Source organism: Streptomyces sp. CBMA156, from assembly GCF_014596515.1.
Classification (GTDB): domain Bacteria; phylum Actinomycetota; class Actinomycetes; order Streptomycetales; family Streptomycetaceae; genus Kitasatospora.
Genome location: NZ_MSJQ01000062.1, coordinates 34,509 through 60,901, shown reverse-complemented (window position 1 = coordinate 60,901; position 26,393 = coordinate 34,509). Strand labels below are relative to the sequence as shown.

Below are 26,393 nucleotides of genomic sequence, written 5' to 3'. Positions count from 1 at the left end.
CAGGGCGAAACCGAGGTCACCCGGCTGGCCCCGTTCCCCCAGCGGAGCCGTCGCCAGCCGGGTCAGGCACTCCGTCAGAACCGGCTTCACCCGCGGATCGCCCGGCACCCCGTCGACGGCCTGGACCAACGCCTGCCCGGCGAGCAGCAGCAGGGTGAGTGCGGGATTGGGCGTTTGCGCCGGCAGGCGCAGCGTGGGGTTGAGGTTGGCCAGGCGGGCGCGCAGGAAGCGCAGCAGTGGTGGCATGGCGGGGGTGAGCTCTTCGAAGACCGGCTCGTTGAACAGGCTGGTGAACAGCAAGTCGCTGCTGGTGCCGCGCCGGGTGCTGAGCAGGTCGAGGGCCTCCAGGGCGGCCTCCTCGGCGTAGATGAGGGGCTGCCAGTCGAGGAGGGCGTTGAGGTCGCGGGTGGGGGCGCCGCTGGTGATGTAGGCGTGCAGCACGTCCTCGCAGGCCTCGATGACCGGGGCGGGGAAGTTGCGGTAGAGCTTGGATGCCGGCCGGCCGGGCGGGCTCGGCACGGGCTTCGCGGCGTCGGCGGCTGGCCTTCCCCCATCGGGATGCTCCAACTTCGTGAGGGTGTGCGACTGTTGGCCAGGTCGCGGTTCACGCCGTGCCCAACCAGCGGCAGGCTATCCAGCTCCGAGAATCGGCGTACGGGTACTTGACAATCCGCCGGCGCTAGGTCGGGCTCGGCATTGCTTGGAGGTCCTGCGGCTACAGCCGCGGACCGCACCGCTCGTCGGCATCGTCTACGTCGACGAGCCACCGTTCTCAGACACGGCGCCCCCACCCGACCAGGACCGGGGCCCGGCCATCGGAGCACGCCCCGCTGGTCAGGCCGCGGTGACCCGCTGGCCGGTGCCCGGCGCCAGCCCCAGCGCAGTGACAAGGGCAACCGCGGTCACCACGGCGAACATCGTCACCGACACAGCGAGGCCGTAGGCGGGGGTGATCCGGTTGACCACCGCCAGCAGGACGTCGTAGCCGGCGTGGGCGAGCATCAGGGGCAGCACCGCACGCGAGCGCAGGTAGAGCAGCACGCTGACGATCGCCCACGGCACGAGCGGAGCAGCGGCCAGTCCGTGCTCCAGGTGGTACGACAACCGCGCTCCGGTCAGGACCACGACTAGCACGAGCAGGCCGTAGCGCCGCTGCCGCGCTCCGGTGAGCGCCTGGCCGATACGCCAGGCGGCCAGGGCGGGCAGGACCAGGACGACGATTTCCTCGCTGATGCCGGCGGCCGCGGAGGTGGCAACGTCCCCCAGGAAGGTACTGCCGCTACCGTTGGCGGAGTAGGCGGCCAGGGTGTTTGAGTGGGAGCGGGTGAGTTCGAAGACCACACTCGCGACGAACGCGGGGGCTTCGGCCAGGCAGAACACCGCGCAGGTGGCTGCGAGCAGGTGCCGGGGTGGCATGCGGGGCAGTCCGATCGCCGGTGCCCTCTCGGCGCTCCACATCATCAGCCACGCGGGTACGGACAGCCCCAACCAGACCGAGGCCGCCAGCAGCGAGCCGTCCGCGGTGGTGGAGCCCGCGCCGGACGTGGCAGCGCCCGATGCCGCGGCCTGGGCACCTGGCCAGGCCGCCGCGATGGCGATCGCCATGTAGGCGACGGCGAGGGGGCCGGCGACGGACCAGGCGATGGCGAGCCCGGTCTCCCCCGCGCGGGGGCGGGGCAACGGTGTCCTCTCGGGCAGGATCCCCAGCAGCTTCTGAACGAACGGCACGTCCACCCCTTCGGCACGCCGTGCCCGTGCCAGGCCGCCCAGCCTGACCTGGGCCGGGCCCCAGCTTGCCACGCCGGAGCGGCCGGCAGCCGGGAAATCGCTTCACGCCCGCTCGATCGTCCCCATTGGGGATTCGCCGTCGGAGACGGGCCGGAGGGGACGGATGTCCACCGGGGTCATCTTCCCCGGCTGGCTATGGCGCCCGGGACGTGGCCGCTGAACCCGGCCGCCATCGACCCGATGGCGCTGCCCGGCCGGATGCTGCTGGCGGTACTGGACACCAACGCCCTCCTGATCGAAGCCTGCAGCCAGGCCAAGCAGGGACGGCCGCACCACCCGCTGGCAGCACTGGCCGGCACCCGGCGGGCCACTCCCTACATGGCGCCGCACGTGATGGGGGAACTGGAGGAGCACCTGCCCAAGATGGCCCGCGCCTTCAAGATCCCCGCCTCGGCGGCGGCTGCCGCGCTGCGCGAGCACGTCCTGCCGCTGGTGCAGGTGGTGCACCTGGAGATCCGCGACCAACTCCCCCACGGGTCCCGGCACATCCTGCGCCAGGTCCCGGGCCTGCCCGCGGCGCAGCATCGCGACCCCGACGACGCCCCGACGATGGCGCTGGCCGAACTCCTGGGCCCGGCAGTCCTGTTCACCCGGGACAAGGTGTTCGAGCGGTTCGGCCTGGCCGTCATGGACTCGCTGGCGGCGGCGCAGACCCTGCTGCTGACGGCGGGCCTGGAGGCGCACGGCTCCAACGCGGTGATCCTCGCCGGGTGCGTGCTGGAGGCGACGATGCCCGGCGTCGGCACGCTCGTGGACGTCGCGGCCCGTCGGCCCGGGCTTACGGCCGCCGCCGTGGCCGGGGCTCTCTGGTATCTGTGGCGGACCGGCCGGCTGGTCGCGGGGTGACGGCCCTGGACGTCCACGCCGCTGAAGGCGAGAGCAGCTACAGCCACTGAGACGCCTCGTACGCCCGCCCCGGGGGCCATTCGGAGAAGGTGACACTTGGCACGGACTTCCACGGGGACCCTGAGTATATCCGTTAGTCTTCAAACTTCAATTTCTCGGACACAGCCAGCCGTGGGCACCGGCCAGTGAATGATCGGCCGTGCCAGAGAACAACTGTGATGACGTGTTAGTGAATTTCTAGGGCGATTCTGGGTCATAGCCTCCCGCGTTGGTGCCCGGACGTCCGGCCCGACGGCCGTTGACGGACGGAACCTTGCGGTGCCGCACCGTCGCGAGGACCGCGCGACCCGACTGCTTGCCGTCGTAGAGGGCGGCGTCCGCCGCCCTCTGCAGCACGGTCAGGTCGCGGGAACCGACCGAAGTCGGGGTCGCGGCGCCGACCGACGCGGCCACGTCGACGGTGCTCCCGTCGTCCAGCGTGACCGGGGTGTGCAGCATCCGCACCAGCTGATCCAGGCGCTGCTCGAGGTTGCCTGCGGTCAGCTCCAGGACCACGGCGAACTCATCACCTCCGAGACGGCCGACGGCGGCACGTGGGCCCGCCCAGGCGGTGAGCCGGGCACCGAATGCTACGAGGACGGTGTCGCCCGCCGCGTGCCCGAGGCCGTCGTTGATCCGCTTGAACCTGTCCGCGTCGACCATGACTGCGGTCGTGTCGTCGCCGTGGCGGGCCAGGAGCCGGCGGGCGCGGGCAGTATAGGCGTCGCGGCGCAGAAGGCGGGTCAGCGGATCTTTCTTCGCTGCGGCGAGCTTCATGTGCAGCGCGACGGCGTGCACCACCCAGCCGGTCAGCGGCACGGCTGCGATGGCTATCCGGAGGGTGCGCGGGCCGAACCGGCCCCTGGTGCGCAGGACGACGTGCATACTGAGGTTTCCCTCTCGTCTCGTACGGGGTGGGTGGCCCGGGGCAGCCGTCGAAGCCGGCCAAGCAGAGCGGCTGTCCCGGGGCAGAGCTACAACTCGAAGGTGCTGGGCTTGCTTGAGCGGCAGAGGCGCGCCCAGCGACCCACGGCTGCGGCGGTCCAGTCGAGCTCCCAGTCAGGCCGGAATCCGCGGGCGCCCCAGCCGTCCGGCCGCCCGTGGGGATCTCACTTCCGGCCTTCGTCGCGACCTCGTGCGCGATCCGTAGGGTGGAGCTGCGGCTGTCGGCCCGGCCGGTGACAACCTGCAGACCGCCATGGAGACGGATCGGGCGACGAGATGCCGGTAGCCGCGGTGCTTGGCGGGGTGAGTGACGTGTTGCTCGACCCCGCCGATCATCGGATGGAATTTGATCTTCTGACGCATGTCAGAAGCCCTTCTTCGGGTCCATGTCACCGACGAGGGTGACGCAGTATCGCCACGGCTTGGTCAGGTAGGCGCGCTTATTCGCCTTCGCGGCTTCCACGGCCTCGCGCATCGCCTCCTTGTCGTTGTCCGCCTCGACCACGTACCAGACCGAACGTTGCACCATCATCGTCACTAGGAACTTCTTGGGCACAGGTTTCTCCTTGAACCTCGTTGGTTTGCGCTTCTCTGATTTCCGGATACGCCGGCGCCCGGACACTCCCTCAGGGGCTCCGGGCGCCGTCGAACTCGTCAGGTCAGAGCCGCCCTGGTTGACTTGTTGCTGCGAGCTGTGTCAGGCGCGGCCCAGCTCGATGTCGACGCTCCACGGCTGGAGGGTGATCCCGAACCGGGCCGCGTTGCGGGTACAGAACTGTTCGTCGTTGTCGAGGTAGCGGACGTTGACCTCCCCGAGGGAGGACGGGTGGAGGATCCTCACCTCGCGCCCGGTCTCCTGGTCCGTGCGCAGCAGTCCGGGCTCGAACTTCTCCTCGTCGATCATGATCGAGTAGGAGGTGGCGGCGACGTCGTAGATCCGGCCGTCGGGGTAGCGGAAGGCCAGTCCGACCATGTCGAGGCTCCACCGTTGCTCGGTGACGGCGCCGGATATGGGGCTCGTGGCGTGGCAGATCGCCATGTTGGCGTGCTCACCGGTGGCCTCGTTGAAGTAGACGCCCTTGAAAACGACGGGTTTGCGGATGTCGCGGCCGACGCGTGTGAGGGTCTCGCCGACGTCCACGGGCTCTCCGGTAATGCGGTCGATCACGGTGGCGACCTGCCCGTTGTAGAAGAACCGTCCGTCGGCCCGGCGCACGGCGCTCAGGCGCGCGATCTCCTCCGCCGTTTCGGCCGAGCCCGGGTCGCACTCGTCGCAGTCGCCGTCCTCGTCGTGGTACTCGCCGGCGATCTCGCGGATCCTGTCCCGCACCTTCTCGGGCGCGTCGGCGCTGTTAGAGATCAGATTCTCGTACCACGCGTGGTCGGTGTCTCCGGCTCCGGGGTCGATCATGTGGACCGAGTAGCCGTGCTCCGACACCTCGTAGCCGCCGCGGAAGACGTGCAGGTACGTGCTGGAGTCCACTTCGCGGTCTATGACGATGTCCAGGCGGCGCGTCGCGGTTCCGCTGTTCAGCTTCTCCATGACGCGCTTGGCCAGCGCTTCCAGCTCGGGCAGCATCCGCTCGTGCTGTTCGAGAGTGCTGGTCACTCCGTGAGCGTGATCCTCGTCCACGTCGTGCTCGACGCTCTGCACATCGCGGGGGTTCAGCTGGTGGAGATGGAGCTGACCGGCCTCGTCTCGGCGCACGTGGGCAAGGAGCGTGATCTCCTCGTTGGCCCGGCACTTCGGGTCGTCGTCGCACCTGTTCATAGCTAGTTCTCCTCGGTCTTGAAGTTCTCGACGATCTGCTCGAAGCGCGCGTTCTTGTCGCGCGCATCCAGGTCCGCAGCGTTCATGTGGGCCTTCAGCGTGTCCCTCTCGAACTCCTTTGGTCCGCGTAGTGCGGGTGCCAGGGTGTGCCGTCGGGGAACGGGGGGCTGGTGTCGTCGGGCCGCATCGAGTCTGCGGCCGGCAGGACGCTGGTCTCGTCCATGATTTCCTTTCCGAAACACGAAAGGCCCGCCCCGAGTTGGGCGAGCCGGGTTGTGGCGCAGTCCGGGCGGGCTAAGGCCTGTCTGATAAATGATCACCTGGCCGGTTCGCGGAGCCAGAGGATCAGGGAGGCCAGGACGACTCCTGCTCGGTAGCGGTCGGCGAGCTTGTCGAACCTGGTCGCGATCGCACGGAACTGCTTGAGGCGGGCGAAGCATCGTTCGACCACGTTGCGGTCGCGGTAGATCTCCTTGTCGAAGACGGGCGGTCGGCCGCCGGAACGCCCTCGGCGTCGGCGGTTGCCGACCTGGTCGCGGCGTTCGGGGATCGTGGCGGCGATGCCCCGGCGCCGCAGCAGGTGGCGGATCGCCCTGCTGGAGTAGGCCTTGTCGCCCAGCACCCGCAACGGTGTCGTGCGCGGGCGACCCGGGCCCGAACGCGGGACGCGGATCCCGTCGAGGGCCTGGCCGAACGCGGTCGCATCGTTGACGTTTCCCGGAGTGAGCACGATCGACAGCGGCAGGCCCCGGCCGTCGACGGCGAGGTGGACCTTGGTGGTCAGCCCGCCTCGGGACCGGCCGAGGGCCTGGCGCGTCTGCGAGCGGCCCGGATCTTCCAGTTCGTCCCCGTCTGCGGCCCCTTTTTGCGGGCGCCGGCGGCGTGCTGGTGGGCCCGGTTGACCGTGGAGTCGACCGCGACGGTCCACTCCACCCGGCCCACCGCGTCGTCGCGGACCTGAACGTGTTCGAGCAGCCGCGCCCAGGTCCCGTCCGCCTCCCAGCGGGCGAACCGCTCGTAGACCGTCTGCCACGGCCCATACCGCTCCGGGAGATCGCGCCACGGAGCCCCTGTCCGAAGCCGCCACAACACACCGTTGACCACCTGCCGGTGATCACGCCACGGACGACCACGCCCGTCCACCCGCGGCAACAAGGGCTCTATCCGCTCCCACGCCGCGTCCGTCAGCTCGCCTCGACCTGCCACAAGATTAATTATCAGACAGGCCTTAGTAGTAGCTCGCCCATTTGCCGTTGCTGTTCTTGTAATGGATCTCCGTACAGCCGTACCCGGCACCGAAGTCCTGCAACGGCAGTGCCCTCGGCGGAGGCCTCGCCATCGTCGAGCAAGTCGCGGGTGATGATCCACCCGTACGGCTTCGGCTCGCCGACGATGTTCTCGACGAGTGCCTGCATGACCAGGTTCATCTCTTTCCCTCCATCGGAATCGAATTCCTGCGCGCCCCGGGCGGGATTCGATTCCGCGGCCTCACGCCACATCCGCGGCCCCTGTTACAGCAGGTTCACCACTTATGCTTGTCGAAGAAATGGAACGTCCCGCTGTCCTTGTTCTCGACCCAGACCTCGCCCTCGCGGAAGACGTTGTCCGTGCAGAACCGCTTCCAGTCAGAAACCTTCGTCGGGGAAATGTCCTCGGGGCAGTCGGCCTCGATCCATTCCCTGCCGATCACTTTGTAGTCCGAGACGTTCTCGCCACCGTACGACTCCATGACCTGCTCGAAGCGCGTTGCCGGGAAGGCGGTCTCGCCTTCCTGCTCCAAGACGTCGATCACTGCGGCAAGGCGGTCGCGGTCCCGCTCGATCGTGTCGTGGGTGTAGAGCTCCGACAGCCACTCCGCCAGGAGCCCGTACAGGCCGCCCTGCTCGCGAGAGTCGACCTCGTCGAATTCGAACTCCTCGGCGACCTCCAGGGCCTCCCTCCAGAACTGAGCCGGGTACTCAACGCAGTTGTCCATCCGTAGCCTTCTCCTTGGTCCTCTCGGGCATGCAAAAGGCGGCCCGCGTACTGCGGACCGCCTCGTGTCTTCCGTCGACTACTGGTGGTGGTTGCTGCGCCGGTGCCGCTCCAGCAGCAGCTTCATGCCCTCGACGGTGCCGGCCTCGATCGGCAGCCACCCCATGTCATTGTTGGCGTCGTCGCGGTCGAAGATCGCCGACTGGAAGTGCTGGTAGCCCGCCGGCTCAATCAGGAACCTGGTCCGGTCCTGGTACCGGCACGGCCCAAGGCAGCTGCACTCCGGCTCGATCGACGTGATCTCGAAGAAGTTCTGGTGCGTGTTGTGCAGCTGCTCAATCCGCTGCTTCGCCTCGGTCCACGGCGCGAAGTAGCGGCTCGTGTACGGGCCGTCCGGCTCCTCCTCGCCCACCTCGACGCCGAGCTGCATCCGCTCGACCTGCGGCTCGCCTTGCGGGTCCTTTGCCCTTCCCACCGTGCGCCACGTCACCAGGCAGACGACGTGCTTGAGCTCGTTGTTGTGCACGGTCTCGATTCCCACCAGCTGTGCTCCTTCGCTCGTTGTTGCGGAATCCCTGCGCGCCCCCGGCCGGATTCGAACCGGCCACCCTCACCACCCGGGGCCACCCACGCAGTCTGTCAACTCCCCCACTTCTCCATGTCGAGCTTGAGCCAGGTCTCCAGCAGCTCGGCGCCGACGACCATCTCAAACTCGCGGACGGCCGCGCGTTCACGGGTGAACGCGTTCATCCACCACAGCTGATCCTTCGGCATGGACCGCTCACCACCATCGGCACCGGCCGTCGAACTCCAGCCGACGTCCCACTCCACGAGGTGGTACTCCAGCCACGCCCTGGCCGCGGCGGCGTCGATCTCTCGTTCAGGCTGCTTCCGTTCACGCCGGTAGGCGACCCTGCGTTCGATGTCCCGGCGCTTGCGGGTCCACAGGAACATCTGCTCCAGCACCAGCGCCAACAACGCGGCGGTCTGCTCGCTGTGGCCGATCGCCTCCTCGATGATCTTCTGGAAGACCTCGGGTGCGAACCAGTGGTACGACATCCCGAATTCGAGCTGCGTGTTCGCGGGATGGCGCACGCCGGGGCGGTTGAAGGTGACGTGGTAGCGGTAGCGCATGCCGTGGGCACCGGGCTCGCGCCACACCCGAGCGCCCTGGAAGGTCCAGCTGAACCTGATCCCGGCGTCGGTCAGACGCCGGCCCCATTCCGCGTCGTGGCGCAGGTGTTTCCAGACCCGCTGCATCATCCGGTAGTGCTCTACGAAGAGCTTGACGAAGTAGTCCGGGCTGCTCGTAGAGCACGGTGCGATCGCCGGAGATGGTGAACTCGATCGCGGCCTTCCGCAGCAGCGGAATCAGATCTGCAACAGGCTCGGTTACGGCGACGTCTCTGCCGTGGTAGCGGACGAACGTGGTTCCCACCAATCAGACCTCCCGAGCGGTAGCGCGGGGGCTGCGGTCGTAGATGATTTTCCCGAGCGGACCCCACAGCGCGGCGGCCTCGACCGCGTCCGTCTCGTCGGGGTCGATGCGGTGCGACCACCCCCAGAGGCCGAGCAGGTCGCTCTCTGGGGCGAAGTAGCGCATCAACCGCTCGCCCCGTTCCCACACCGCGTACGTCTGCACGCCCTGGAAGTGGAAGGTGACCCTGGTGAAGTCAGGTGTGAAGCCCTCCACGTCCACCGGGTTCCATCCGGCTGCGGTGTCCCACTCGGCCTCGTTGGCGGCGACCAGCTCGCGCCGGGCCCGACGCTGATCCTCGGTGTGGACAATGCCCGCCTTCGTGAGGGCGAGCAACGGGTTGGTGCAGATCTCAGGGTCGTCCTCGGTCGATACCGACGTGACGTACGCCGTCTCGCCTTCCTGGAGGCCGTACATCTTCCAGACGACGTCGTAGAACTGGGCCGCCTGGTGCGGTCCGTCGTACCCCAGCAGGATCCGCACGTCGTCCCATCGCTGAGGATTCGGATCCGCGTCGAGCACTCGCAGAATCGCGTCCGGCAGCCTGTTCAAGTACATCCGTCCCTCACTTCTCTCACTGACGGCCATCGTCAGACGCATCCTGAATGCGCGAAGGGCACCCCGCGGGGCGCCCTTTTCGGCCTCGGTCAGGAGAAGCAGGCGTACGGCTGGCCCGGAGGTGCCCAGACGAATTCGCCGGGAGTCATGTACGTCTCGACCAGCTCGCCGCGCTTGATGGCCTCGATTTCGGCCTGCTCGGCGTCGTTCAGCGGGCGCGCGGACCACCATTTGTCGGACAGCATGTGTTCCGGCTGTACGCCGTATGTGACCGCATGGTCGTGCGAGGCTTCGACCTCGGCGTGCGGCCGAATGTATCTCGTGACGTCCTGCTCGCAGTACGCGCCGAAGCGCTCCACCCTGCCCTCGAAGGTGGTGAACTCCTGGACGTGGGTCGGCTCCTCGTCGCAGTACATGGCCTTGCAGGTGACCAGCCGCCGCTTGGTGTTGTACTTCGGCCCCGAGCCTGTCCGCAGGCCGCCCGGGGTTATCACGCTGTTCTGCATCAGTTGATCTCCTTGCCGGTGAAGTTACCGCCCTGGGTCGCGAGGTTCGTCGCTTCGGGCACCAGGTCGTCGAGCTGGTATCGAACGGGCTCCTCGCCGGCCGCGGACGCCAGCACGTAGCCCGTCTTCCAGGCGCCCTCCTGGCCGCGGTCGTCGCACTCGATCGCGCGGATGGTGACGGTGCGGTCGCCAGCCCGGAAGCGATCCCCGATTTCGGCGACGGCATCTGTCCACATGTCGGTGGCCAGGTCGCGCAGTTCGCCCGCCGGGATGTCGCAGGGGGAGCGGTAGACCGCGTCGAGTCCGGGCTTGTCGGCCTGCGGCCAGGCGTACGTCTCGCCGCCGACGGTGACCCAGTACGCGACCAGCTCTCCGGCCGCGAGTCGTGTTGTGATGCTGTCCCCGAACTCATAGACGGCCCAGGCCTCGACGTGCCGGACCTCGACGCGGGGGTACCACCGCACAGATTCATGCACCGATTCGTCGGGCATGGCGTTACCACCCCTGCCCGGCTTCGATCGCGTCGAACTGGGCGTTGGCGGGTTCAGGAGTGACCCGCACCGGCGAACTCCAGCACTCGCCGTTCTCCTCGCGCAGCACCCAGAACACGCCGGCCGGCTCGCGGCAGAGCGTGTACCGGCGGCTGCCAAGCTCCAGGGTGCGAATCCGGTGCGCGTCGCGCGACCACTCCTGCACGTCGGCCGACTCGGGAACATTGGTGATCCACTCACCGGGGTGCGGCGGCATGAACTCGTCGCGGATCTCCAGATGTACCCACTGGAAGAGGGCGTGCCCCGCAGAGAAGCTGCGCCAGGAGTGGAGCTCACCGTCCGACGTCCGCGCCCACGGCCCGCTAGACGGACTCGGGTGGTACCCAACCGCCCACACGGGCGTGAGGATGGTGCGCTCCTCCTCGAAGTCGTACTTCGCCAGGCGCATGCCGATCTTGACTTCTTCGGCGCGGATCGAGACCACGCCAGTTCCCTGTTCGAACCACTCACTCATCAGGATTCCATTCCGTCCCAGTGGACGTCTCGTTGTGGGTTCAGCAGGCGAACGCTGTAAATCACCTGCACTGACACGGACTTGTAGGCCATGAAGATTCCACCGATCAGATGTAGGAGCGCTCGCCGTCGACCAGGTCGAACGGCTCGGACAGGGGACCGTCGCCCAGCGCGGTCCAGAACACGTTGAATCCCTCCACCACCCACTCCCGCATCGCCGCCTCGGCCTCCTCGACGCTGTCGAAGCGCTTCTGTTTCCGGCTGCTGGAGCTGCCGTTCTTGCGGCCAATGACCAGCATCGACTCGTCCACCGGGGTACCGTCGCCTGAGCTCGGGATTCGGTAGATTTCCTGCCGCTCGCTCATCAGCTCTCTCCGATTTCGTCCATGAGGTCTTCGATCACCTGGTCGAGCCTTTCCCAACGGGCAAGTTCGTCCGGGGTGAGGTGCTTCCGGATGCTCCGGTAGATGTCCCCGAGATGAAGGGACAGCGTGAGCACGCGCACCCCGACGAAGAGTTCGGGCGCCCGGCCCAGTGCGATCCGGGCGAGCTTGAGCCGGTCGGTGACCGCGAAGTAGTGGGCGTCGGAGTCCTCGATGCCCACGCTGCCGGAGTTGAACGACTTGACCTGGTCCGAGAATCGGCCCTCGATCAGCTTGAACGCGCGCTTGTTGTGCTCGACGTTCGGCTGCTCGCTCATGCCACCCACCCCTTGGCCTTCCGGTCGGCCTCCTCGGCGTCGAGGAACTCCTTCGGCACCCCGGCGTGCTCGTCGATCGCCCGCGCCTGCGGGAACGCCGCGCGGATGTTCTTCAGCGCCACGTCCGCGTACTCCTGGTGGAGTCGCTGCATCTCCTCGCAGAAGACCGAGATGTCGGTCGACTGCACGTTCCAGCCCGGCTGGCTGACGAAGAGCTGGCAGCCGCAGCGTAGGTAGTACCAGTCGGAGGATTCGCCGACGCCGATGGACCGGTAGTCGATGACCTCCTCGACGTCGGCCCACAGCTCGCGCACCCTCCCGATGCGGCCCGTGACGTACTTGACGTAGACTCCGGCCTCACCCAGGAGGATCGGCCCGGAGAACTTCTGACCGTCCTTGTACAGCTGGACGGCCTCAGCCAGGATCTCGACCTCCATCACTTGGTCCGCGACCCGCATGTGCATGCAGACCTCGGAGTGCGGCAGCTTGACTTTCAGCCGCTGCCCGACCTTCACGCGTCGCATAATTCCCCTCCTGGATTGCTGACTTGGATTGGCTGGCAGATGGTGACAGCGCGCCGGTTGTAGTGCAGTCCCGGAGCGCTCTCGTCACCGGTCAGGGCATGAAAAAGGGAGTCGCGCCTGACGCGACCCTCAAGAAGTAGCTAGCTCAGACGGTCGCCTTCGGGTCCCGGCCCTCGCGAATCTTGGTCGCGGTGCCGTCGATCCGTACGTCCCACTGCTCGCCGGTGGAGCAGGTCACGAGTGCCCGATAGTCGCGTGCCGCATTCGGAATGTCCGCGAGGTAATGGCCAGTCATCCCCGGCACGTGCGAAAGATGCTCGGCCGCGCGCCGAATGGCGAGCCGCCGGATATCACCAGTGCCGAATGAACTCATGTGGACCGAATCGCCGTTGTACTTGTTCGGCACCCAGTTCGCTTCCGCGTCCGGTGCTGCGTCGTTGTACTGGACCCGGTAATGGAAGATCGGGTCGGCGTACTCGTCCGCCCCGGACCAGCGCCAGGCGACCGCACGCTCCGGGATGCCCCAACCCGCGTCGATCCGCGCGGTGCCGACCGACCACCTCACACCGTCGTCGTCGGTCACTGTGGCCACCGAGCGCGCATCCCTCGGCCGGCCGCCAAGGATCAGCCGGGATGACACGCCCCACCCCGACATGTCCGACCACGTGCCGGCCGGGCCCGTACCCTCGCGGACGTTTCGAGTGACCAACTCCCCGCCTTCGACCTTGATCGAGAGCCCATTCTCGCCCCGCTTCGGCCACGGCTTGTCGCTCGTCCACTCGTACGGCAGCGGGCGCCGGTAGTCGATGCTGCGCGGGGGCAGGCCGGAGATCGACGGGTCGCTCACTGGTCGGCCTCCTTCGCGGTGCCGTCCGGGTTCCTTGACCTCAAACAATGACCCCGGCTTACCAAACGAGCGGCAAGGTCATGGGGCCAGGCGACGGCCTGCTTCCAGCTGGCCCCGGTGCGACACCATCCCGCCGCCCACCATTGTCCACCCTGGTCCACGACGTACCGGACCACAGTGACGCCCTTCGGCTGCGCCTCCACAATCACGTGCTCATCGACCAGGTACTCCGTCCGACTCGGCCCGTAGTTCTCCACCAGCAACCGATTGCCCCGACGCTCGGCGGACATCGATCCCCCCATTTCCACCCCCAGTCCGGCTATGCACTGTGCACAGCAGCGCCAACCGGCCGGCCACGGAGGTCCGGTCGATCAGCGTGGCCGCCCACCTCTCCTTCCGGCCTGCCTAGTCCGAGGCCAGCAGGGCTTCCCAACCGCGCTCGGCCGCCAGCCGGGCCGCGGCCCGTTTCACCGTGGAGACGGTGTAGTGCGTCCCGCCCGTGTACCCGAGGGTCTGCGCGCTCTCCTCCAACGTCAGAGATGTCACCAGATTCGTGCTGCCGTGCACCCGAGCCTCGTACACGAAGCGGAGGGCAGCATCGGCGATACGCTCGGCCACTTCGACGCGGCTCTGCCTCTTTCGCATGCGCGGCTTTCGGTGCTCCGCCTTCAGGTGCTTGTCGACCGCATCCGCCAGCTCGCCGAGCTGCACATTCCCGCCGAACGAGAGCAAGACGTCACACCCCGGGTGAGAAACCATCAGTCGGTCCGCGTCCGGGTGGACGGTGAACTCCGCCACCCCTGACGCCAGAAGCGTTCGCCCCACGTCACACCTCCACCGGGAAATCCGCCCACCGCAGCCACTGCGCCTCGTCGACCGCCGGCTGCAACCAGCCGACCGAGAGCAGGTTCGGCCGGCCGACTATCTGGCCCGGCTGCTCCTCGAAGACGAAGATGCGTGCCCGGTCCGGGTTCACGCTGGCCGAGCACTCCACCCCTCCGGCCATCGGCGCCTCCCACAGCGGCACCACCGCCGTCGTCAGTCCCAGGCTCACAGCCCCAGCTCCTCGTCCGTGAAGTCGTCCTCGTCGAGGCGCACGTACTTGTCTGTGACCGGGTCGAAGAACCTCACGTACTCCGGCGCGTACTCCAGGTACGCGGCCCGCGCGGCGGCCATAACCGTCGGCACCTCGAAGGTGCCCGCCCACGCGTTGCTGGACACACGCCTGTCGACCCTTGCGGCCGTCTCCTCGTCGGTAGCGTCAAGGTGGGCGTCCTCGACAACCAGCCCTCCGCCCCAATCCCATCGCCCCAGCAGCGAAACCGTCTGGGTCATTTGGTGTACTCCTCGTACTCTTCGATCCCCGGAATGGCGTTGATCTCACGGGCGGTGGCGAGCCTCAGAAAGGTGACGGTCAGGTCGTCCTCGTCGATCGCGATCTGGGCCCGCGGCTGTCGCGTCCAAACCCAGTTCTCGTCGACCGCTTCGCGGAGGCGTTCCGCGTCGCCCAGGGCGTCGGGGGGCACCAGAACGGTGACCTCGCCGACTCGTTCAACCGTGGCCACGTACGACACGGTCACGCGCACGGCGACCAGCCCGGCCGGAGGTGCCGGGCGCCGAATCTGACGCCAGACTCGGCGGATCCAGGACTTCACCGGTTGTCCTTCCACGGCTGCGTGGAGTCCGACCCGGGCCATGTGAGCCAGCCGGGCCTCCCACGCCTCATCCTTGGGCGTCGGCTCGGCCAGGATGTCGATGCCGGCCGCCTGGAGCCCGACCGCGCACGCGTCGTAGATCGAACTGATCTCGTGCCTCAGATCGTCGTTCAGCTCGGGGTTCTGCTGGTGGATCACCTCGATGCGGCCGAGGATGTACTGGAATTTCTCAGCCATTGCGTTGATCATCAGTGATTCCCCTCCCACAGGGTCTCCACCGTCTCGCCAACGGCTTCCGCGGACTTGACCCGTTCCCGCGCCAGACGGGCCGACTGCTCGTCGGCCGACTCCAGCAGTCGGCCAACCAGCGCCGCGTGGCGCAACTTGAGGGCCTGCACCTCCAGCGCCTGCGCCGTCGCGAGCATTGCCGACTGGTGTTCCAGCACCTGCGAGATACCGCCGATGATCCCCAGCTGGTCTACGTCGATAGCGCCGTGCCCGGTGTACTCCAGCGCCAGAATCTCAACCGACTGCATCATGGAGGCGATCCGTGTCCCCACGGAATCCTCGGTCCGGCACAACTGCATGAGCGCGATCGACAGGTGGGCTCCCGCCTCGGCCAGGGGCGGAGTGTCCTGCACCAGGCCGGCGGGCGAGAGCACGTCGCTCGCGTGGCGGGACAGCTGCCGCAGCGCGGCCGGGTCGAGCGGCGCGGGAGGGGACTGCTTCCCCGGCCCCGCGGTGGCCTGGTAGGTCGTCATCGGTTTCCCTCGATCCTGGTTGGTGGTGGGTCAGTGCCTGTCTCTGACAGTGCTGGGGGTTCAGAATCAGGCACTTATGCTCGCCGTCCGACCACGGCAGAGACTCGGCGCAGGAGCGCCGGGTGGAGGGGTACCAGCGTCTCAAGAGGTTGGCACAACGCCCACTTTGGCGAGATCCTGCTGGAGTGCGCCGAGCTGGCCGGCGAGGGTCTGCCGCTGGGATTCGGTGAGACCGGTGACGCCGGCCGGATAGCCGTCCTCGTAGAAGAAGGCGAGGCTGTTGCTCAGGCAGTCGGCGGTCTTGTGGGCCCGCCACACAAGGTCGAGAGTGGACATCGGGGTGAGTGTCTCCTTGAGATGAAGGGGTATGGCAGGGCCGGGCAGCCCGCTGCCGCTGTGGCCCGAGCCCGAGCGGGAGATGCGGTTACGGGGTGCTCGTCGGCCGTCCGAACTCGCCGACCAGCACCGCCATGACGAGGCCGAGCATCTCCACGACCTCCTCGATGTGCCGGTCGGCGACCCTGTCGTGTTCGTCGTAGTCCTCGCCGAGCAGTGCTCCGCCGGCATCCTTGTACGGCGCGAGCTCGGCTTCGTGGCGGGCCAGCATGGCTGCATGCGCGTCGATCAGAGCGTGGAGCACGACCTGGCCGCCCCCTTCGGGGACGTCGGCGGCTTCGGTGAGATCTTGGCCCCGCCACATCGCGGCGCAGTGCAGCCATCCGGCCAGGTTCTGGATACGCGCGCTGTACGCACGGTCCCACCGGTGGAAGGGGAGGTCCTGGGCCTCGGTGAGCCGGGTGAGGGCTTCGGAGACATCAGCGGGGGCCGCGTCGCACGGGGGCACAGCCAAGGGAGTTTTGAACACGATGTTCCTTGTCATGGTGAGTAAAGGCGGATGAGACACCGCTGGGGAGGACAGGCAGCACGGGGTGGCAGAGGCCGGACACGGAGGCAGCACTGCTGTTCAGATATGTCGCACCGAGTTGCTTCCGAAGGTCGGGACGGATGCCAGCGGATAGCGCTTCGCCCAGAGGTCGGTCGCGCGTCGGACAGGGCCCGATGCACTCGTATCCGTCTCCGTCTGCTCTACGGCCGCTTCCGCTAGAACCACAGGATCTGGTCAGGCAGCGGATCTACGCTCACCCGCCAGCTCAGTACGCGCTACGCCCAGTCGCCCGCGGCCAGCTCGGTTCCGACCTTGACCGTGTAGGACGACCAGCGCACGACCGTGTCCTGGTCACCGACGATGTTGTAGAGGATCTGCTTGTGGAATCCGCCGTCGGGATACTCGTGGTACTCCTCGGCATACTCGCGGGCCAGGTCGATGGTCGGGAACGGGATCTCGACCGGCTCCCCGTGCCAGAAGTGCGTGGTCAGGGTGCCCTTGATCGGCAGGATCCGGAACCGCTCCCCCTCCGGCGGCATCTCGCCCTCGTACAGCCACCCATCCGTCGACCCCCAGCCGCACGCCTTGCCCTGATACTCGGCTTCGGCCTCCCCACGCGTCCCGTACTCCGTGATCATGGCTTTCCGCCGCTCGCTACGGAGGTGGTTGCACGAGTCGGACGAGCCCGGGGTGCGCACGTAGTAGGGCTTCGGTCTCGGTGTATAGCCCGGCTCCGACTTCTCGCAGCACGGCTCCAGAATGCAGACAGTGACTACATCCGTCATGAATCCCCTTCCCGGGAAAATCCGCCGACTCGGCCCTGCCCACAGTGCGGCGTGAACGGCATCGCAGATGCCGATGGACTTCAGCTGCAAGCCAGTTCGGTGGCTCGCGACCAACTGCCCATCCGGAAGCGGATGGTGGTGGCCGGCGGAACATCGGACTTCGGATTCGCCGGATCAGTGCGCCAAGCCTCGTAGGCCGCCAGCGTCGTGGACCCCGTTACCAGCAGACACCAGCGGATCGCGACGATGAGTTGCTCCTGGGTCCACTTCGTTGTCGCATTCTGCAGCTGCTCGGGCTGTGCGACCGCGTCGAGGCCCGCGAGCTCCAGCGCGCGGTTCCAGCTGCCGAAGCGGCGCTCGTAGAGCGGAGCCGACGGGCCCGCGCCCTTGCGGCGCCGTTCGAACGTGCGACGCCCGAGAGTGCCTTCCCCCTGCGCCAGGCGGATGAGCACGCACAGGAGCTCCCGGTCGGTGTAGACGACCGGACCTAACTTCATAGGTGCGGGGACGTGTGCGGCATGCATAGTCAGCCCTTCGCGGGAGGGGATGAAAAGCCCATGAACGGCCACTCGGCAGAGGGCCGCTCGCAGTCGGCGCGCGCGCGACGCGCCACAGAGCGCCCGGATCAACTCCGTTGATCCCCGTCCGCCAAACCAGCCCGCACGCACCCTGTGTGCCGGACGGGACTCGGGCGCGCCCTCTCCGGCCCCTTACCTCACGGCCTTTCCAACTCGCCACAGACTGGCACTTGATAGGCATTTGCGCAAGGTACCCTCAAAGGCCAGTAGATTCAATCAGACTAGACGGCGACAGGTCAGGTGAGGTGAGAAGCGATGAAGACCTGGAGAAGGAGGAGGGCTGTGCTCGCTGCTGCGGCACTCGCTGTGGCCGCAGGCGGCCTGCTGGCCGGATGCTCCAGAGGCGACGGCGGCACAACCCAGGCGCCATGGTCGCGATCCACACCGGATCCGACTGCGAGCACCGCCGAGGCCATCGACGCTGGGTCGCCTGTCGGACACCTACCCGATGTCAAGGACAAGGCGATCCAGTCGCCGAGGTTCACCGATGGACTCGCCGACTACAGGACGAACGCGACGCCGAGTCCCACGCCAGGCACCTGGAGGGGAGTCCATCCGGCAGACAAAAGGCCCGGCGTCGAGGTGGCGCAGGTCAAGCGGAAGCCGGCGTGGCCCGCAGCAGGCGACCCGGCCCAACCCCTTCCCCCTCCGACAGGGTCGCCTGCTGCGGCACTGCCCTGCCAGGGAGGGCCGACTGAGCACGTCAGTGACTCCACATACATCCGAATGTCAACTACAAGAACACAGATGGCTCATTGAGTAGCGTTTATAAAGCACCCCCATTGGAGAGTCGACTATGGCAAGGAGAAGTCGCGCATGACCGTCCCACGGGATTTGAAGAAGACCCAGTCCGCGCGCGACACGAAGAAGGGCGCAACGCAAAGCAGCAGTGGCCGCCAGGGCATGTTCATCCGGCTGGACCCGGACGACAAGCAGCGAGCGGAGTACTGGGCCGACAAGCGCGGGTTCTCCTCGTTGAACGAGTACGTGGCCGAGGCGGTGGTCGAGAAGATCCGGCGCGAGAACCTCGACTACGACCTGCCGACCCTGGAGATCGCGCGGCTCAACGAGCTCGTCGACCAGGTTGCGGCACTGGCGAAGAACTCGGCGAACCTCGAACGCGTCGTCACCACGGGCTTCGACTCGCTGATCGGGCTCACCCGCGGCGACAACTACCTCCTGGACCACGAGGACGGTGGGCTCGCATGAGTCGGGATTTCGCAGAGATGCTGGAGGCGACCACGCCTACCAACGAGGTGATGGAGGTGGACACGTCTTTCCTCGACGCCTACAGGAGCGGTGGGAGCGGACGTGTCCAGGTCCAGGCGGCACGGCCCGGGGCTGAGGCGGGGACGCTTGAGCCGAAGGTGCAGTTCGATGAGGCCGGTGACGTCGGCTCTCAACTCACGGGTGGAGGTCCGCGGGCGGATCTCGATGTGGATGCCGCAACGGATCGACCGAACCTGGAACCGGACCACGAGCCCGATGCCGGCGACTCCGAGCGGGCCGGGGGATCCCATCAGCACGGTGATGTCGATGGAGGACAGAACTCCGCTGACAGGGTGCCCTCGGGAGGTGCACCGGCGGGGCTTGCGGCTGATGCCGTTCCGACTCCCGGGACACAGCCGGACCTTAAGGATGCAGCTGCAGCCGAAATGGCTGCTCATGACGTCGTCTCCGCACCGGATGAACCCGAACACGCAACGTCCGGATCGCTGCAGTTCACCGACCATCAGGACGCCGCGCAGAACGCGACCTCGAAGGGAGGTTCGGGCAGTACAACCGGGGCCGCCACGCTCCCCCAGTCCGGCTTCCGGCTCGTCGGCGTGCAGAGCCAGCCGCACATCAAGGCGCTGCCCGAGAGCATCATGAACGCGCTGCGGGAGCAGGTTCGAGCAGCCGCGGTTCGTGCGCTGGGGGTGAGCGACAGCGCCGCTCGGGAGTTCAGTCGGCGGTTGAGTCAGGGCACGCTGGTGACAGCGTTCCTGTTGGCGCAGCTCGACCTGCATCTTGATGTCGATCCTGCCACCGAGCGCGCGGTCGAGCTGTTCCGCTCCCGCGACCCGCTACTGGGCAGTGTGGTGGCGCGCCTGGTGAACATCGAGGCCTCCGAACACGAGCGGGACGGGCTGCTGCGCAAGCTGCGGGACGAGTTGGGCGAGGTGCGCCAGACCACCGCGGTGGTCGAGCAGGCGCTGGCGTACTCCATCGCCGACCGTACGGAGAACTTCCTGCGCGGCTCGCACAACCTCCACGACGCGCCGATCACGCACAAGGAGGCGATCCATCTCCGGGACATGGTCCGGGAGGCGACCAGAAAGCAGTCGAAGCTTGAACGCGAGCGGGAAGGCCGGCCGATCCGATGACCGCGACGGGCAAGGCGAAGCTCTTCCCCGTCCGACAGCGCTGCAAGACGTACGGCAAGAGTCTGGGCCTCCGCGCCCAGGACCCGGTGCACCTCGGCCTGTACTGCATTCCACGGTGTTGCGGGTATGGCGTCACCGGCCTCGCAGTCCGAGGACGCGCCGCGCGGATGCCGGACGCAGAGTGAAGGGGCATGGGCCTTCAAGCGCCGTTGCCGGAGCGAGCAGGAGATCCCCGCGAGGCTCCGGGAGCATGCGTCGATGAGCCGGTACTGGTGCGAGGAGAGTTGTGGCGCGATTCACCTCGGCCACACGCGCCTGGCGAGCGGGAGAAGTTCCGGATGTTCGAGGACCTCGCAGTGGACCTGCCGGATCTGCTGATCACGATCAGGGGGGCGGGCGACGCGCAAGCAGGTTGCCGAGGTAGCTGGAGTGCGGCCCGTCCGACCGAAGGAGCCGGAGAAAGGCCTGAAGCACCCTGAGGGGCTCGAGACGCTCGGCAAGGTGCTGCGGGTGTACCGCGTCCGGCTCGGTGTAGCGATGCCGACTCGGTAGTAGCGCTCGCGGCAGACGAAGACCCTCCGAGAAGTCTCCTCTCGGAGGTCCGCTCCTTTTCCGGCGAACGATGATTGCCCGAAGAGCCCGCCAGCACCGGGTTTCTCTACACATCCGTAGCACTACCCAAGGATCTTCTCAAATGGCCATTCATGTCCCACTTTGCCGCCTCTTTCGAGTAGGATCGAATAGCTTATGAGTCGATGACGACAAGGAGTCAGGCATGGTCGCGATCGTGGTGGCGGAGAAGCCGAGCGCAGCGAGGAACATGGCCAGCGCCCTCGGCGGGGCGAAGGGCAGCTACAAGGGCACGGCTTATGAGGTGGCGAGCCTGCGGGGCCATCTCTATGAGTTCGCCCAGCCGCACGCGATGGTGAACCCCTCGCTCGCGGGCGCCTACCAGAAGTGGGATCTGGGCAATCTGCCCTGGGATCCCGATGAGCTGACGTGGAAGCGCGAGCAGCAGAAGAACGTCGCGGACGTCATCAAGACGCTGCGCAGCGCGCTCGACCGCGGCGACGAGATCGTCATCGCCACGGACCTGGATCCGTCCGGCGAGGGCGACCTGCTCTTCTGGGAGGCGATCGATGAACTCGGCTTCCATGGCAAGCAGTTCAGCCGAATGGAGTTCACCGATGAGTCGAAGGCTTCGATCCAGAAGGCCTTCGAGCAGCGCCGGCCTGTGAAGTCCATGCAGGACGAGAGCGATTACCGCAAGGCGATGTACCGCTCGCAGTGGGACTACCTCTCGATGCAGTTCACTCGTATCGCCACGGCGATGAGCCGCCAGTCGGGCCAGGATCTCGTGCTGCGCCAGGGCCGACTGAAGTCGGCGATGGTCTCTCTCGTCGGCGACCAGCAGAAGGACTACGACACCTACGTCAAGAAACCTTTCTTCCAGAGTCGCTTCCGCGACGAGAACGACGTCATGTACACGAATCCGGACGAGTCGCGGTTCGACCTGAAGGGCCAGGTGCCGCAGCAGTACAGCCCTTCCGCTGTCGTCCTGGAGAGCAAGGCGGACAAGAAGACCGCGCCACCGAAGCTGCTCGACCTTGCCTCTCTGTCTTCGATGCTCGTCGGCAAGGACGTGAAGGCGAACCTGACGCTCTCGACCTACCAGAAGATGTACGAGGACCAGGTTGTCTCCTACCCGCGCACCGAGGACAAGACGATCACCCCTGAGCAGTTCAAGGACCTCGCGCCGCTGGTCGACAAGATCGCCGCGGTGGTCGGCGTCGACGCTGGGCTTCTGACGCACCGCCGATCTCGCTCCACGCATGTGAAGCCCCAGGGCGCTCACGGCGCGAACCGTCCGGGACCGAAAGTGCCCTCGTCGCTGGACGAGGTCGAGCGCAAGTACGGCAAGGCCGGGCGGCTCATCTACGAGATGCTCGCGAAGAGCTATCTGGCCATGCTCTCCGAGGACTACCTCTACGAGCAGCAGAAGGGCCACGTGGAGAGGTACCCGGACTTCACCGGCATCGCCAACGTGCCCAAGTCCCCTGGCTGGCGTGCCGTGTTCGATCCGGACGCCGGCGACGGCCCGGCCGAGGACGATGGGAACGAGTCCGGCAAGGGTCTGGGACGGAACGCTGATCCGTTCATCTTCGAGGGCGCGAACAAGCGCCCCGAACACCCGACGATGAAGTGGCTCATGAAGCAGCTCGAGAAGCGTGACGTGGGCACGGGCGCTACCCGCACGTCGACGTACTCGGAAGTCACCAACGACAGGGCGAAGTATCCGCTGCTGACCGAGAAGGGCCGGAAGCTCAGGCTGGCGCAGGCCGGCGAGATGAGCTGGAGGCTCCTGCCCGGCACGCGCATCGGTGATCTCGGGCTCACCGAAAAGGTCTACGCCGACATGCGCGACATCGCCGCCGGAACGGCCACCGCCGAGGAGCGGCTGGCCGTCGTCGCCGACTGGGTACGCGAGGACATCGCCACGATGGCGAGGAACGCCGCGTCCATGCGCGCTGATCTGGGCCTGAAGGGGTTCCAGCTGGAGGTGCTGGACAGGCCGACGAAATGGTCTGGTCGGACGTTCACGCCGGCGGAGGTCACAGCACTTCTGTCAGGACAGTCGCTGGAGATCAACGACTTCGTCAGCGCGCGGACGGGCAAGAACTTCTGCTGCAGGATCAGCTGGGACGCAAAGGCGAAGAAGATTGTCCCCGATTTCGGCTCCGACGCCGAGCCGCCGCAGTCCTGGTGCCAAGTGACCTTCACCGACACTCAGCGCAAGGACCTGGCGGCGGGCAAGACCATCCAGGGCACGGGCTTCGTCTCGGCCCAGGGCAAGACCTTCGACGCCCGCATCTCCTGGAAGACGGAGGGCGGCAAGAAGAGAATCGTCCCGACGTTCGGTTGATGCCGGACGGGCACTGACAAGCGGCAGCGGGTTCCGGACCTTAGGGCCTGCTGGCGCTTTTTCACGACAGCGACAACGTGAGGATGCGACGGGGACGACCAGAGTTGTCGTTCAGCCCACACAGGCAGGTCCGTTACCACACTTAGGATGGCTAGAGTTCCGAGGTGACGAATGCCCCGCACCTCCACTCGACCTGCTGTGGACCCGAGCGCCTGGCCCCGTGCGGCGATGCCCACGACGCCTACCGGCAGCTCGCCGCCTGGACCGCCGAGGGGTCCCCGTACAAGCTGGCCTCCGGCAGTTTCTCCGCCGAGGCCCGCCGCCACTACCGCGCCTACACCACAGCCTGGCTCAACTGGTGCGACCTCGGAGACAGACTCGACCCCTACGCCTGCGCACGGGCCAACATCGGGGTGTGGATCTCTGACGAGCACGAGAGCGCGCCCTTGCCACCCGAGCCGTGATGGTCTCCGCGTCACAAGCTTCTACCAGCACCTGCTCGCACTGGGTGTCACCGACGGGGTCGACACCGAACTCACCCGGGCCCGCCTCGTCGGGGCCCCTGTGCCGGCCGACCTCAAGCGCACCGGCTTGAGGGGCGACGGCCCGAGGTGGATGATGCATGCTGCCGACCGCCTGACCGGCCGCGACGCTCTGCGCGACCGAGCCCTGATCTACCTGCTGCTCAACAGCTACTTCGGGCACGAGAAGCTACGCCCCGGCACGATCCTCGCCCTCGACCTGGAGGACCGGGTCAACGAGGGCTTCCGAACCAGCTGGAAGGTACAGCCCAAGAACGCGGAGAACACTGCCCTGACCACCGTCACCGTCAACCGGGACGCCGCCCGCGCCCTGGACGCCTACGTCGGGTGGACCGTTGCCGGGACGTACGAGCCCGACCCGCTCACCGGCCGTGTCATCAGCCCCGCCCACGGCACCTACCTCTCTCGGGGCGCGCTACTGACCGGGTCTTCCAACCGGGCCCGGGGCGCTCGCCTGGCCCGCTCCGACACGATCAACCGGATCGTGCGCGCCGTGGTGGTGGCTTTGTTCACGACTCGTGAAGTCAGATGTTCGCGGGTTTGGGAGGCGCTCGCAGACCGGACGACTCGATGTTCACGAGAACGGGAGTCACCCGCCGGCGCTCGGCAACGACGCGGTGGTGGCTGCCACATACGCCCGTGGCCAGCGCTTTTGTCCTGTGCCCCGAGCGGGCGGTAGTCGGCGTCCTACCGGTTACCGGCGAGGTGCTGCCGGTTCTCGTGAGCATCCGGTTCAGGTGCTGCCTCCCGAACTGCTGTCGAAACGCTGCTCTGCGACGTGAACAGAGCCAGTGGTGGCCTCCCACGAGAAGCTGGCCCCCTACGCGGACGTGCTGAGCGCTGACTTCATCGCCGCGACCCCACCACCCGGCAAATACCCCTCTGTCCCCCGTTTGGAGCTGGTGCATCGCTCGGTGTCTCCTGGTGTCCTGTCGTTGGGGAGTTCGTCGGTTCACTGCGTCGCTGGTCCTGGGCCTAGGCATACTTGCGGCATGTCCTCGTTGTTGCGCCCACCCTCACCTCGGCCGTGTGAGAGCTGCCCCTATCGACGCGACGTGCTCTCGGGTGTCTGGGCTTCTGACGAATACGAGAAGCTGCGCCGGTACGACGCTCCGACGCCCGAGCAGCCGGTACAGGTGTTCCTCTGTCATCAGCTGGACCCGGCCGACGGTGTTAAGCGGATCTGCGGTGGATGGGCGGGATGCCACGACAGTCGGCACTCGTTGGCACTCCGGGTGGCCCTTCGGAAGGAGCGGATCAGTCCCGCCGTGTTCGACGCTGTAGTCGACTACGTCTCTCCGGTGCCGCTGTTCGCGTCCGGGGACGAGGCTGCCGATCATGGACAGGCTGGCGTTGAGACGCCGGGGGAAGATGCAACTCGGCTGATCGAGAAGATCTCGCGCGCGCGGGCCGACATCAAGTTCTCCTGATCCATCGACTCCAGTTGCAGAAAGTGCCTGGCGGCAGGCGCGGCGGGTCTTCGCCGTGGTCACGCGTGGCGCTCCGGGGAGAGGGCGGGCAGGCGGTGGACGTTGGCGGGCAATGGTGCTCTGCGGAGCTCGTCCAACTCGATCCGGAGGCCCTGGATGACCTGGGTGTAGAGATCATCATGGTCCCTGCCGCCCCGATCTCGGCGTGGGTCAGGTGCAGGCTCGCCATCGAGGCGCTGATCCCGCCGCCGGCCCGCCGCACCTTCTCCGACGCGCGTGAGCCCCACGGGTTCTTGTAGCGCGGCACGCCCCCGAGCCGGTCGATGTGGTCCAGCAGCCAACCCCGCTCCGCGCGGCCCGGTCGGCTTCGTCGACCTCTCCCGCCCGCGAGAGTCGCAGGTCCTCGCGGGCGGTGCGAATCCGCGTGGCGGCGGCCCGCAGGTCCGACCCGGCTTCGTCGTGGTCCGGCGAAACTCCGGCTCGGTGTAACTCGGCACCTTCACCCCGGGCTTGGGAACCTTCAGCTGGACCAGACAGGCCGCGAACTCCCGCGAGGCGGTAGGCGCGAACCGCAAGATCGAGCGTCCGAGTGGATCGCTCGCAGGCCCTCCGGGGCGGTCGGCGGGTTCTCCAGTGCCGCCAGGTAGCGGGTGCGCGGGAAGATCCTCCCCCGGTCCCGCGGCCCCAGGACGTCCAGCGACACCGCGCCCGCCCCCGTCCACCAGCGCGACCCGGCGTCGCGCCAGCACCTGGTGCAGCAGCATCCGGCCAGCTTCTCGCAGCGGCTCAGCCACTGAGAAGGCGAACGGCCGCCGCGCGCTCGCCCTCTCAGCAGCCCAGCGCGCCGGCCAGCACCGGGCGGGGCGTCCGCGGCGGCCCCGCCCGCCTTTCGCGCAGGCCGGCGCGAGCCGGGCCGTGTAGTACGACCGCCCGCTGCCCTCGTCGGGAAGCTCGGGCAGCAGCACGCCCGCCCACTCGAACAGCCTCAGTCCTGTCCCGTAGAGGCCGTCGGCGAAGGCGCAGTCCCGCTGGGTGTTGCGCCCGCGCAAGCGCGCGATCTCCCGGCCACTCCGATCGAGCCCGCCCAGGCCACGTCTCTCCAGCAGGCGTAGCCGCCTGGGTCGAGCCACTTGACTCCGCAGTTGCGCACCACGTGAGGTGTCGCCTCGAACGGCGCCGCCTGCGCGGTGTGGGACCGGCGCAGCACCACCCTGGTCACCGGGTTTACCACCTGGTGGCATGGCTCGGCCCACTCGTAGAAGGCGTTGACGGCGCCCAGGTCGTCGAGCACCGTCGATCCGGTCACCCGCGCAGATTTCGCCTGGTCTGTCATCCGCCAGAACTTGAGCCCGTCAATTTCCTCCAGGCCGGCCCTGTTCCAGCCGACGCCGACCGCGTTGAGGAACCCGATCCAAAGGCCCAACCCATAGCCGTACTTCTCACGGGTGCCCTCTCGAAGCGGTAGCGGTGGGCTGAGCACCTCAGCTC

Annotated in this window: 34 protein-coding genes and 1 pseudogene; 8 read left to right on the top strand and 27 right to left on the bottom strand. The window is 67.4% G+C overall.

Translation table 11 applies throughout. The features are described from left to right. Positions 1-834: 834 nt before the first annotated feature. Positions 835-1,728, bottom strand: a complete 894-nt coding sequence (locus BU198_RS04860; protein ID WP_188295580.1) for a type II CAAX prenyl endopeptidase Rce1 family protein — start codon at positions 1,726-1,728, stop codon at positions 835-837. Positions 1,729-1,923: 195 nt separating this feature from the next. Here BU198_RS04860 and BU198_RS04855 point away from each other — a divergent pair, with 195 nt between their 5' ends. Beyond that, positions 1,924-2,634: a PIN domain-containing protein gene (locus BU198_RS04855; RefSeq protein WP_188295579.1), complete on the top strand. Its 711-nt coding sequence runs from the start codon at positions 1,924-1,926 to the stop codon at positions 2,632-2,634. Between the two features lie 237 nt (positions 2,635-2,871). Here the strand turns inward: BU198_RS04855 and BU198_RS04850 are convergent, their stop codons facing one another. The 25 genes and pseudogenes from BU198_RS04850 to BU198_RS04730 form a co-directional block, all read right to left on the bottom strand. Further along, positions 2,872-3,558, bottom strand: a complete 687-nt coding sequence (locus tag BU198_RS04850) for a GGDEF domain-containing protein (protein WP_188295578.1) — start codon at positions 3,556-3,558, stop codon at positions 2,872-2,874. Positions 3,559-3,982: 424 nt separating this feature from the next. Further along, positions 3,983-4,174: a hypothetical protein gene (locus BU198_RS04845; protein ID WP_188295577.1), complete on the bottom strand. Its 192-nt coding sequence runs from the start codon at positions 4,172-4,174 to the stop codon at positions 3,983-3,985. A 141-nt stretch (positions 4,175-4,315) separates the two neighbouring features. Then, the gene (locus BU198_RS04840; RefSeq protein ID WP_188295576.1) at positions 4,316-5,389 is read right to left on the bottom strand and encodes a hypothetical protein; all 1,074 of its coding nucleotides are present in this window, start codon (positions 5,387-5,389) and stop codon (positions 4,316-4,318) included. A 294-nt stretch (positions 5,390-5,683) separates the two neighbouring features. Then, positions 5,684-6,595: pseudogene (locus tag BU198_RS04835) on the bottom strand (IS5 family transposase). Positions 6,596-6,606: 11 nt separating this feature from the next. Next, on the bottom strand, positions 6,607-6,816 hold the full coding sequence (locus tag BU198_RS04830) for a hypothetical protein (protein WP_188295574.1): 210 nt from the start codon (positions 6,814-6,816) through the stop codon (positions 6,607-6,609). Positions 6,817-6,911: 95 nt separating this feature from the next. Next, positions 6,912-7,364: a hypothetical protein gene (locus BU198_RS04825; RefSeq protein ID WP_188295573.1), complete on the bottom strand. Its 453-nt coding sequence runs from the start codon at positions 7,362-7,364 to the stop codon at positions 6,912-6,914. Positions 7,365-7,442: 78 nt separating this feature from the next. After that, the gene (locus tag BU198_RS04820; RefSeq protein WP_188295572.1) at positions 7,443-7,904 is read right to left on the bottom strand and encodes a hypothetical protein; all 462 of its coding nucleotides are present in this window, start codon (positions 7,902-7,904) and stop codon (positions 7,443-7,445) included. Positions 7,905-8,002: 98 nt separating this feature from the next. After that, a complete protein-coding gene (locus tag BU198_RS04815; protein WP_188295571.1) occupies positions 8,003-8,626 on the bottom strand; it encodes a hypothetical protein in 624 nt (207 codons plus the stop codon). A 178-nt stretch (positions 8,627-8,804) separates the two neighbouring features. Continuing rightward, the gene (locus BU198_RS04810; protein ID WP_188295570.1) at positions 8,805-9,398 is read right to left on the bottom strand and encodes a hypothetical protein; all 594 of its coding nucleotides are present in this window, start codon (positions 9,396-9,398) and stop codon (positions 8,805-8,807) included. 89 nt (positions 9,399-9,487) lie between these two features. Then, positions 9,488-9,904, bottom strand: a complete 417-nt coding sequence (locus tag BU198_RS04805) for a hypothetical protein (RefSeq protein WP_188295569.1) — start codon at positions 9,902-9,904, stop codon at positions 9,488-9,490. Beyond that, positions 9,904-10,395 carry a hypothetical protein gene (locus tag BU198_RS04800; protein WP_188295568.1) on the bottom strand — a complete coding sequence of 164 codons (492 nt, stop codon included), beginning with the start codon at positions 10,393-10,395 and terminating at the stop codon, positions 9,904-9,906. The genes BU198_RS04805 and BU198_RS04800 overlap by 1 nt, the downstream gene beginning before the upstream one ends. Positions 10,396-10,399: 4 nt before the next feature. Next, positions 10,400-10,909 (bottom strand): hypothetical protein, encoded by a 510-nt coding sequence (locus BU198_RS04795; protein ID WP_188295567.1) that lies wholly within the window; start codon positions 10,907-10,909, stop codon positions 10,400-10,402. 106 nt (positions 10,910-11,015) lie between these two features. Further along, positions 11,016-11,273, bottom strand: coding sequence for a hypothetical protein (locus BU198_RS04790; RefSeq protein ID WP_188295566.1), 258 nt, complete (start codon positions 11,271-11,273; stop codon positions 11,016-11,018). After that, positions 11,273-11,608 carry a hypothetical protein gene (locus tag BU198_RS04785; RefSeq protein WP_188295565.1) on the bottom strand — a complete coding sequence of 112 codons (336 nt, stop codon included), beginning with the start codon at positions 11,606-11,608 and terminating at the stop codon, positions 11,273-11,275. Before BU198_RS04785 ends, BU198_RS04790 begins: the two co-directional genes overlap by 1 nt. Beyond that, positions 11,605-12,132, bottom strand: a complete 528-nt coding sequence (locus tag BU198_RS04780) for a hypothetical protein (RefSeq protein ID WP_188295564.1) — start codon at positions 12,130-12,132, stop codon at positions 11,605-11,607. The genes BU198_RS04785 and BU198_RS04780 overlap by 4 nt, the downstream gene beginning before the upstream one ends. Before the next feature lie 145 nt (positions 12,133-12,277). Next, positions 12,278-12,979: a hypothetical protein gene (locus BU198_RS04775; RefSeq protein ID WP_188295563.1), complete on the bottom strand. Its 702-nt coding sequence runs from the start codon at positions 12,977-12,979 to the stop codon at positions 12,278-12,280. 405 nt (positions 12,980-13,384) lie between these two features. Continuing rightward, on the bottom strand, positions 13,385-13,711 hold the full coding sequence (locus BU198_RS04770) for a hypothetical protein (RefSeq protein WP_188295562.1): 327 nt from the start codon (positions 13,709-13,711) through the stop codon (positions 13,385-13,387). Between the two features lie 94 nt (positions 13,712-13,805). Beyond that, a complete protein-coding gene (locus tag BU198_RS04765; protein ID WP_188295561.1) occupies positions 13,806-14,033 on the bottom strand; it encodes a hypothetical protein in 228 nt (75 codons plus the stop codon). Further along, positions 14,030-14,314: a hypothetical protein gene (locus tag BU198_RS04760; RefSeq protein WP_188295560.1), complete on the bottom strand. Its 285-nt coding sequence runs from the start codon at positions 14,312-14,314 to the stop codon at positions 14,030-14,032. Before BU198_RS04760 ends, BU198_RS04765 begins: the two co-directional genes overlap by 4 nt. Continuing rightward, the gene (locus BU198_RS04755) at positions 14,311-14,883 is read right to left on the bottom strand and encodes a hypothetical protein (RefSeq protein ID WP_188295559.1); all 573 of its coding nucleotides are present in this window, start codon (positions 14,881-14,883) and stop codon (positions 14,311-14,313) included. Before BU198_RS04755 ends, BU198_RS04760 begins: the two co-directional genes overlap by 4 nt. Then, entirely contained in the window at positions 14,883-15,395 is a 513-nt protein-coding gene (locus BU198_RS04750) for a hypothetical protein (RefSeq protein WP_188295558.1), read from the bottom strand. Before BU198_RS04750 ends, BU198_RS04755 begins: the two co-directional genes overlap by 1 nt. A gap of 141 nt (positions 15,396-15,536) precedes the next feature. Continuing rightward, positions 15,537-15,731: a hypothetical protein gene (locus BU198_RS04745; RefSeq protein ID WP_188295557.1), complete on the bottom strand. Its 195-nt coding sequence runs from the start codon at positions 15,729-15,731 to the stop codon at positions 15,537-15,539. Between the two features lie 88 nt (positions 15,732-15,819). Continuing rightward, positions 15,820-16,245, bottom strand: a complete 426-nt coding sequence (locus BU198_RS04740; protein ID WP_188295556.1) for a hypothetical protein — start codon at positions 16,243-16,245, stop codon at positions 15,820-15,822. Positions 16,246-16,556: 311 nt separating this feature from the next. Next, positions 16,557-16,919: a hypothetical protein gene (locus tag BU198_RS04735; protein ID WP_188295555.1), complete on the bottom strand. Its 363-nt coding sequence runs from the start codon at positions 16,917-16,919 to the stop codon at positions 16,557-16,559. Between the two features lie 227 nt (positions 16,920-17,146). Then, positions 17,147-17,563 (bottom strand): homing endonuclease associated repeat-containing protein, encoded by a 417-nt coding sequence (locus BU198_RS04730; RefSeq protein ID WP_223243928.1) that lies wholly within the window; start codon positions 17,561-17,563, stop codon positions 17,147-17,149. An 897-nt stretch (positions 17,564-18,460) separates the two neighbouring features. Between BU198_RS04730 and BU198_RS04725 the strand changes: the two genes are divergently transcribed. From BU198_RS04725 to BU198_RS04695, 7 genes are all read left to right on the top strand, one after another. Beyond that, complete coding sequence (locus tag BU198_RS04725) at positions 18,461-18,853, top strand: hypothetical protein (protein ID WP_188295553.1); 393 nt, start codon at positions 18,461-18,463, stop codon at positions 18,851-18,853. A 17-nt stretch (positions 18,854-18,870) separates the two neighbouring features. Beyond that, on the top strand, positions 18,871-20,010 hold the full coding sequence (locus tag BU198_RS04720; protein ID WP_223243927.1) for a hypothetical protein: 1,140 nt from the start codon (positions 18,871-18,873) through the stop codon (positions 20,008-20,010). 775 nt (positions 20,011-20,785) lie between these two features. Then, on the top strand, positions 20,786-22,933 hold the full coding sequence (locus BU198_RS04715) for a DNA topoisomerase (RefSeq protein WP_188295551.1): 2,148 nt from the start codon (positions 20,786-20,788) through the stop codon (positions 22,931-22,933). 164 nt (positions 22,934-23,097) lie between these two features. Then, a complete protein-coding gene (locus BU198_RS04710) occupies positions 23,098-23,397 on the top strand; it encodes a hypothetical protein (RefSeq protein ID WP_188295550.1) in 300 nt (99 codons plus the stop codon). A 151-nt stretch (positions 23,398-23,548) separates the two neighbouring features. Beyond that, a complete protein-coding gene (locus tag BU198_RS04705) occupies positions 23,549-24,154 on the top strand; it encodes a hypothetical protein (protein WP_188295549.1) in 606 nt (201 codons plus the stop codon). 313 nt (positions 24,155-24,467) lie between these two features. Next, positions 24,468-24,905: a DUF6283 family protein gene (locus BU198_RS04700; protein WP_188295548.1), complete on the top strand. Its 438-nt coding sequence runs from the start codon at positions 24,468-24,470 to the stop codon at positions 24,903-24,905. A 650-nt stretch (positions 24,906-25,555) separates the two neighbouring features. Continuing rightward, entirely contained in the window at positions 25,556-25,702 is a 147-nt protein-coding gene (locus BU198_RS04695; RefSeq protein WP_188295547.1) for a hypothetical protein, read from the top strand. A gap of 188 nt (positions 25,703-25,890) precedes the next feature. On the opposite strand, the gene BU198_RS04690 is transcribed toward BU198_RS04695, so the two are convergent. Continuing rightward, complete coding sequence (locus BU198_RS04690) at positions 25,891-26,385, bottom strand: hypothetical protein (RefSeq protein ID WP_188295546.1); 495 nt, start codon at positions 26,383-26,385, stop codon at positions 25,891-25,893. Positions 26,386-26,393 lie beyond the last annotated feature (8 nt).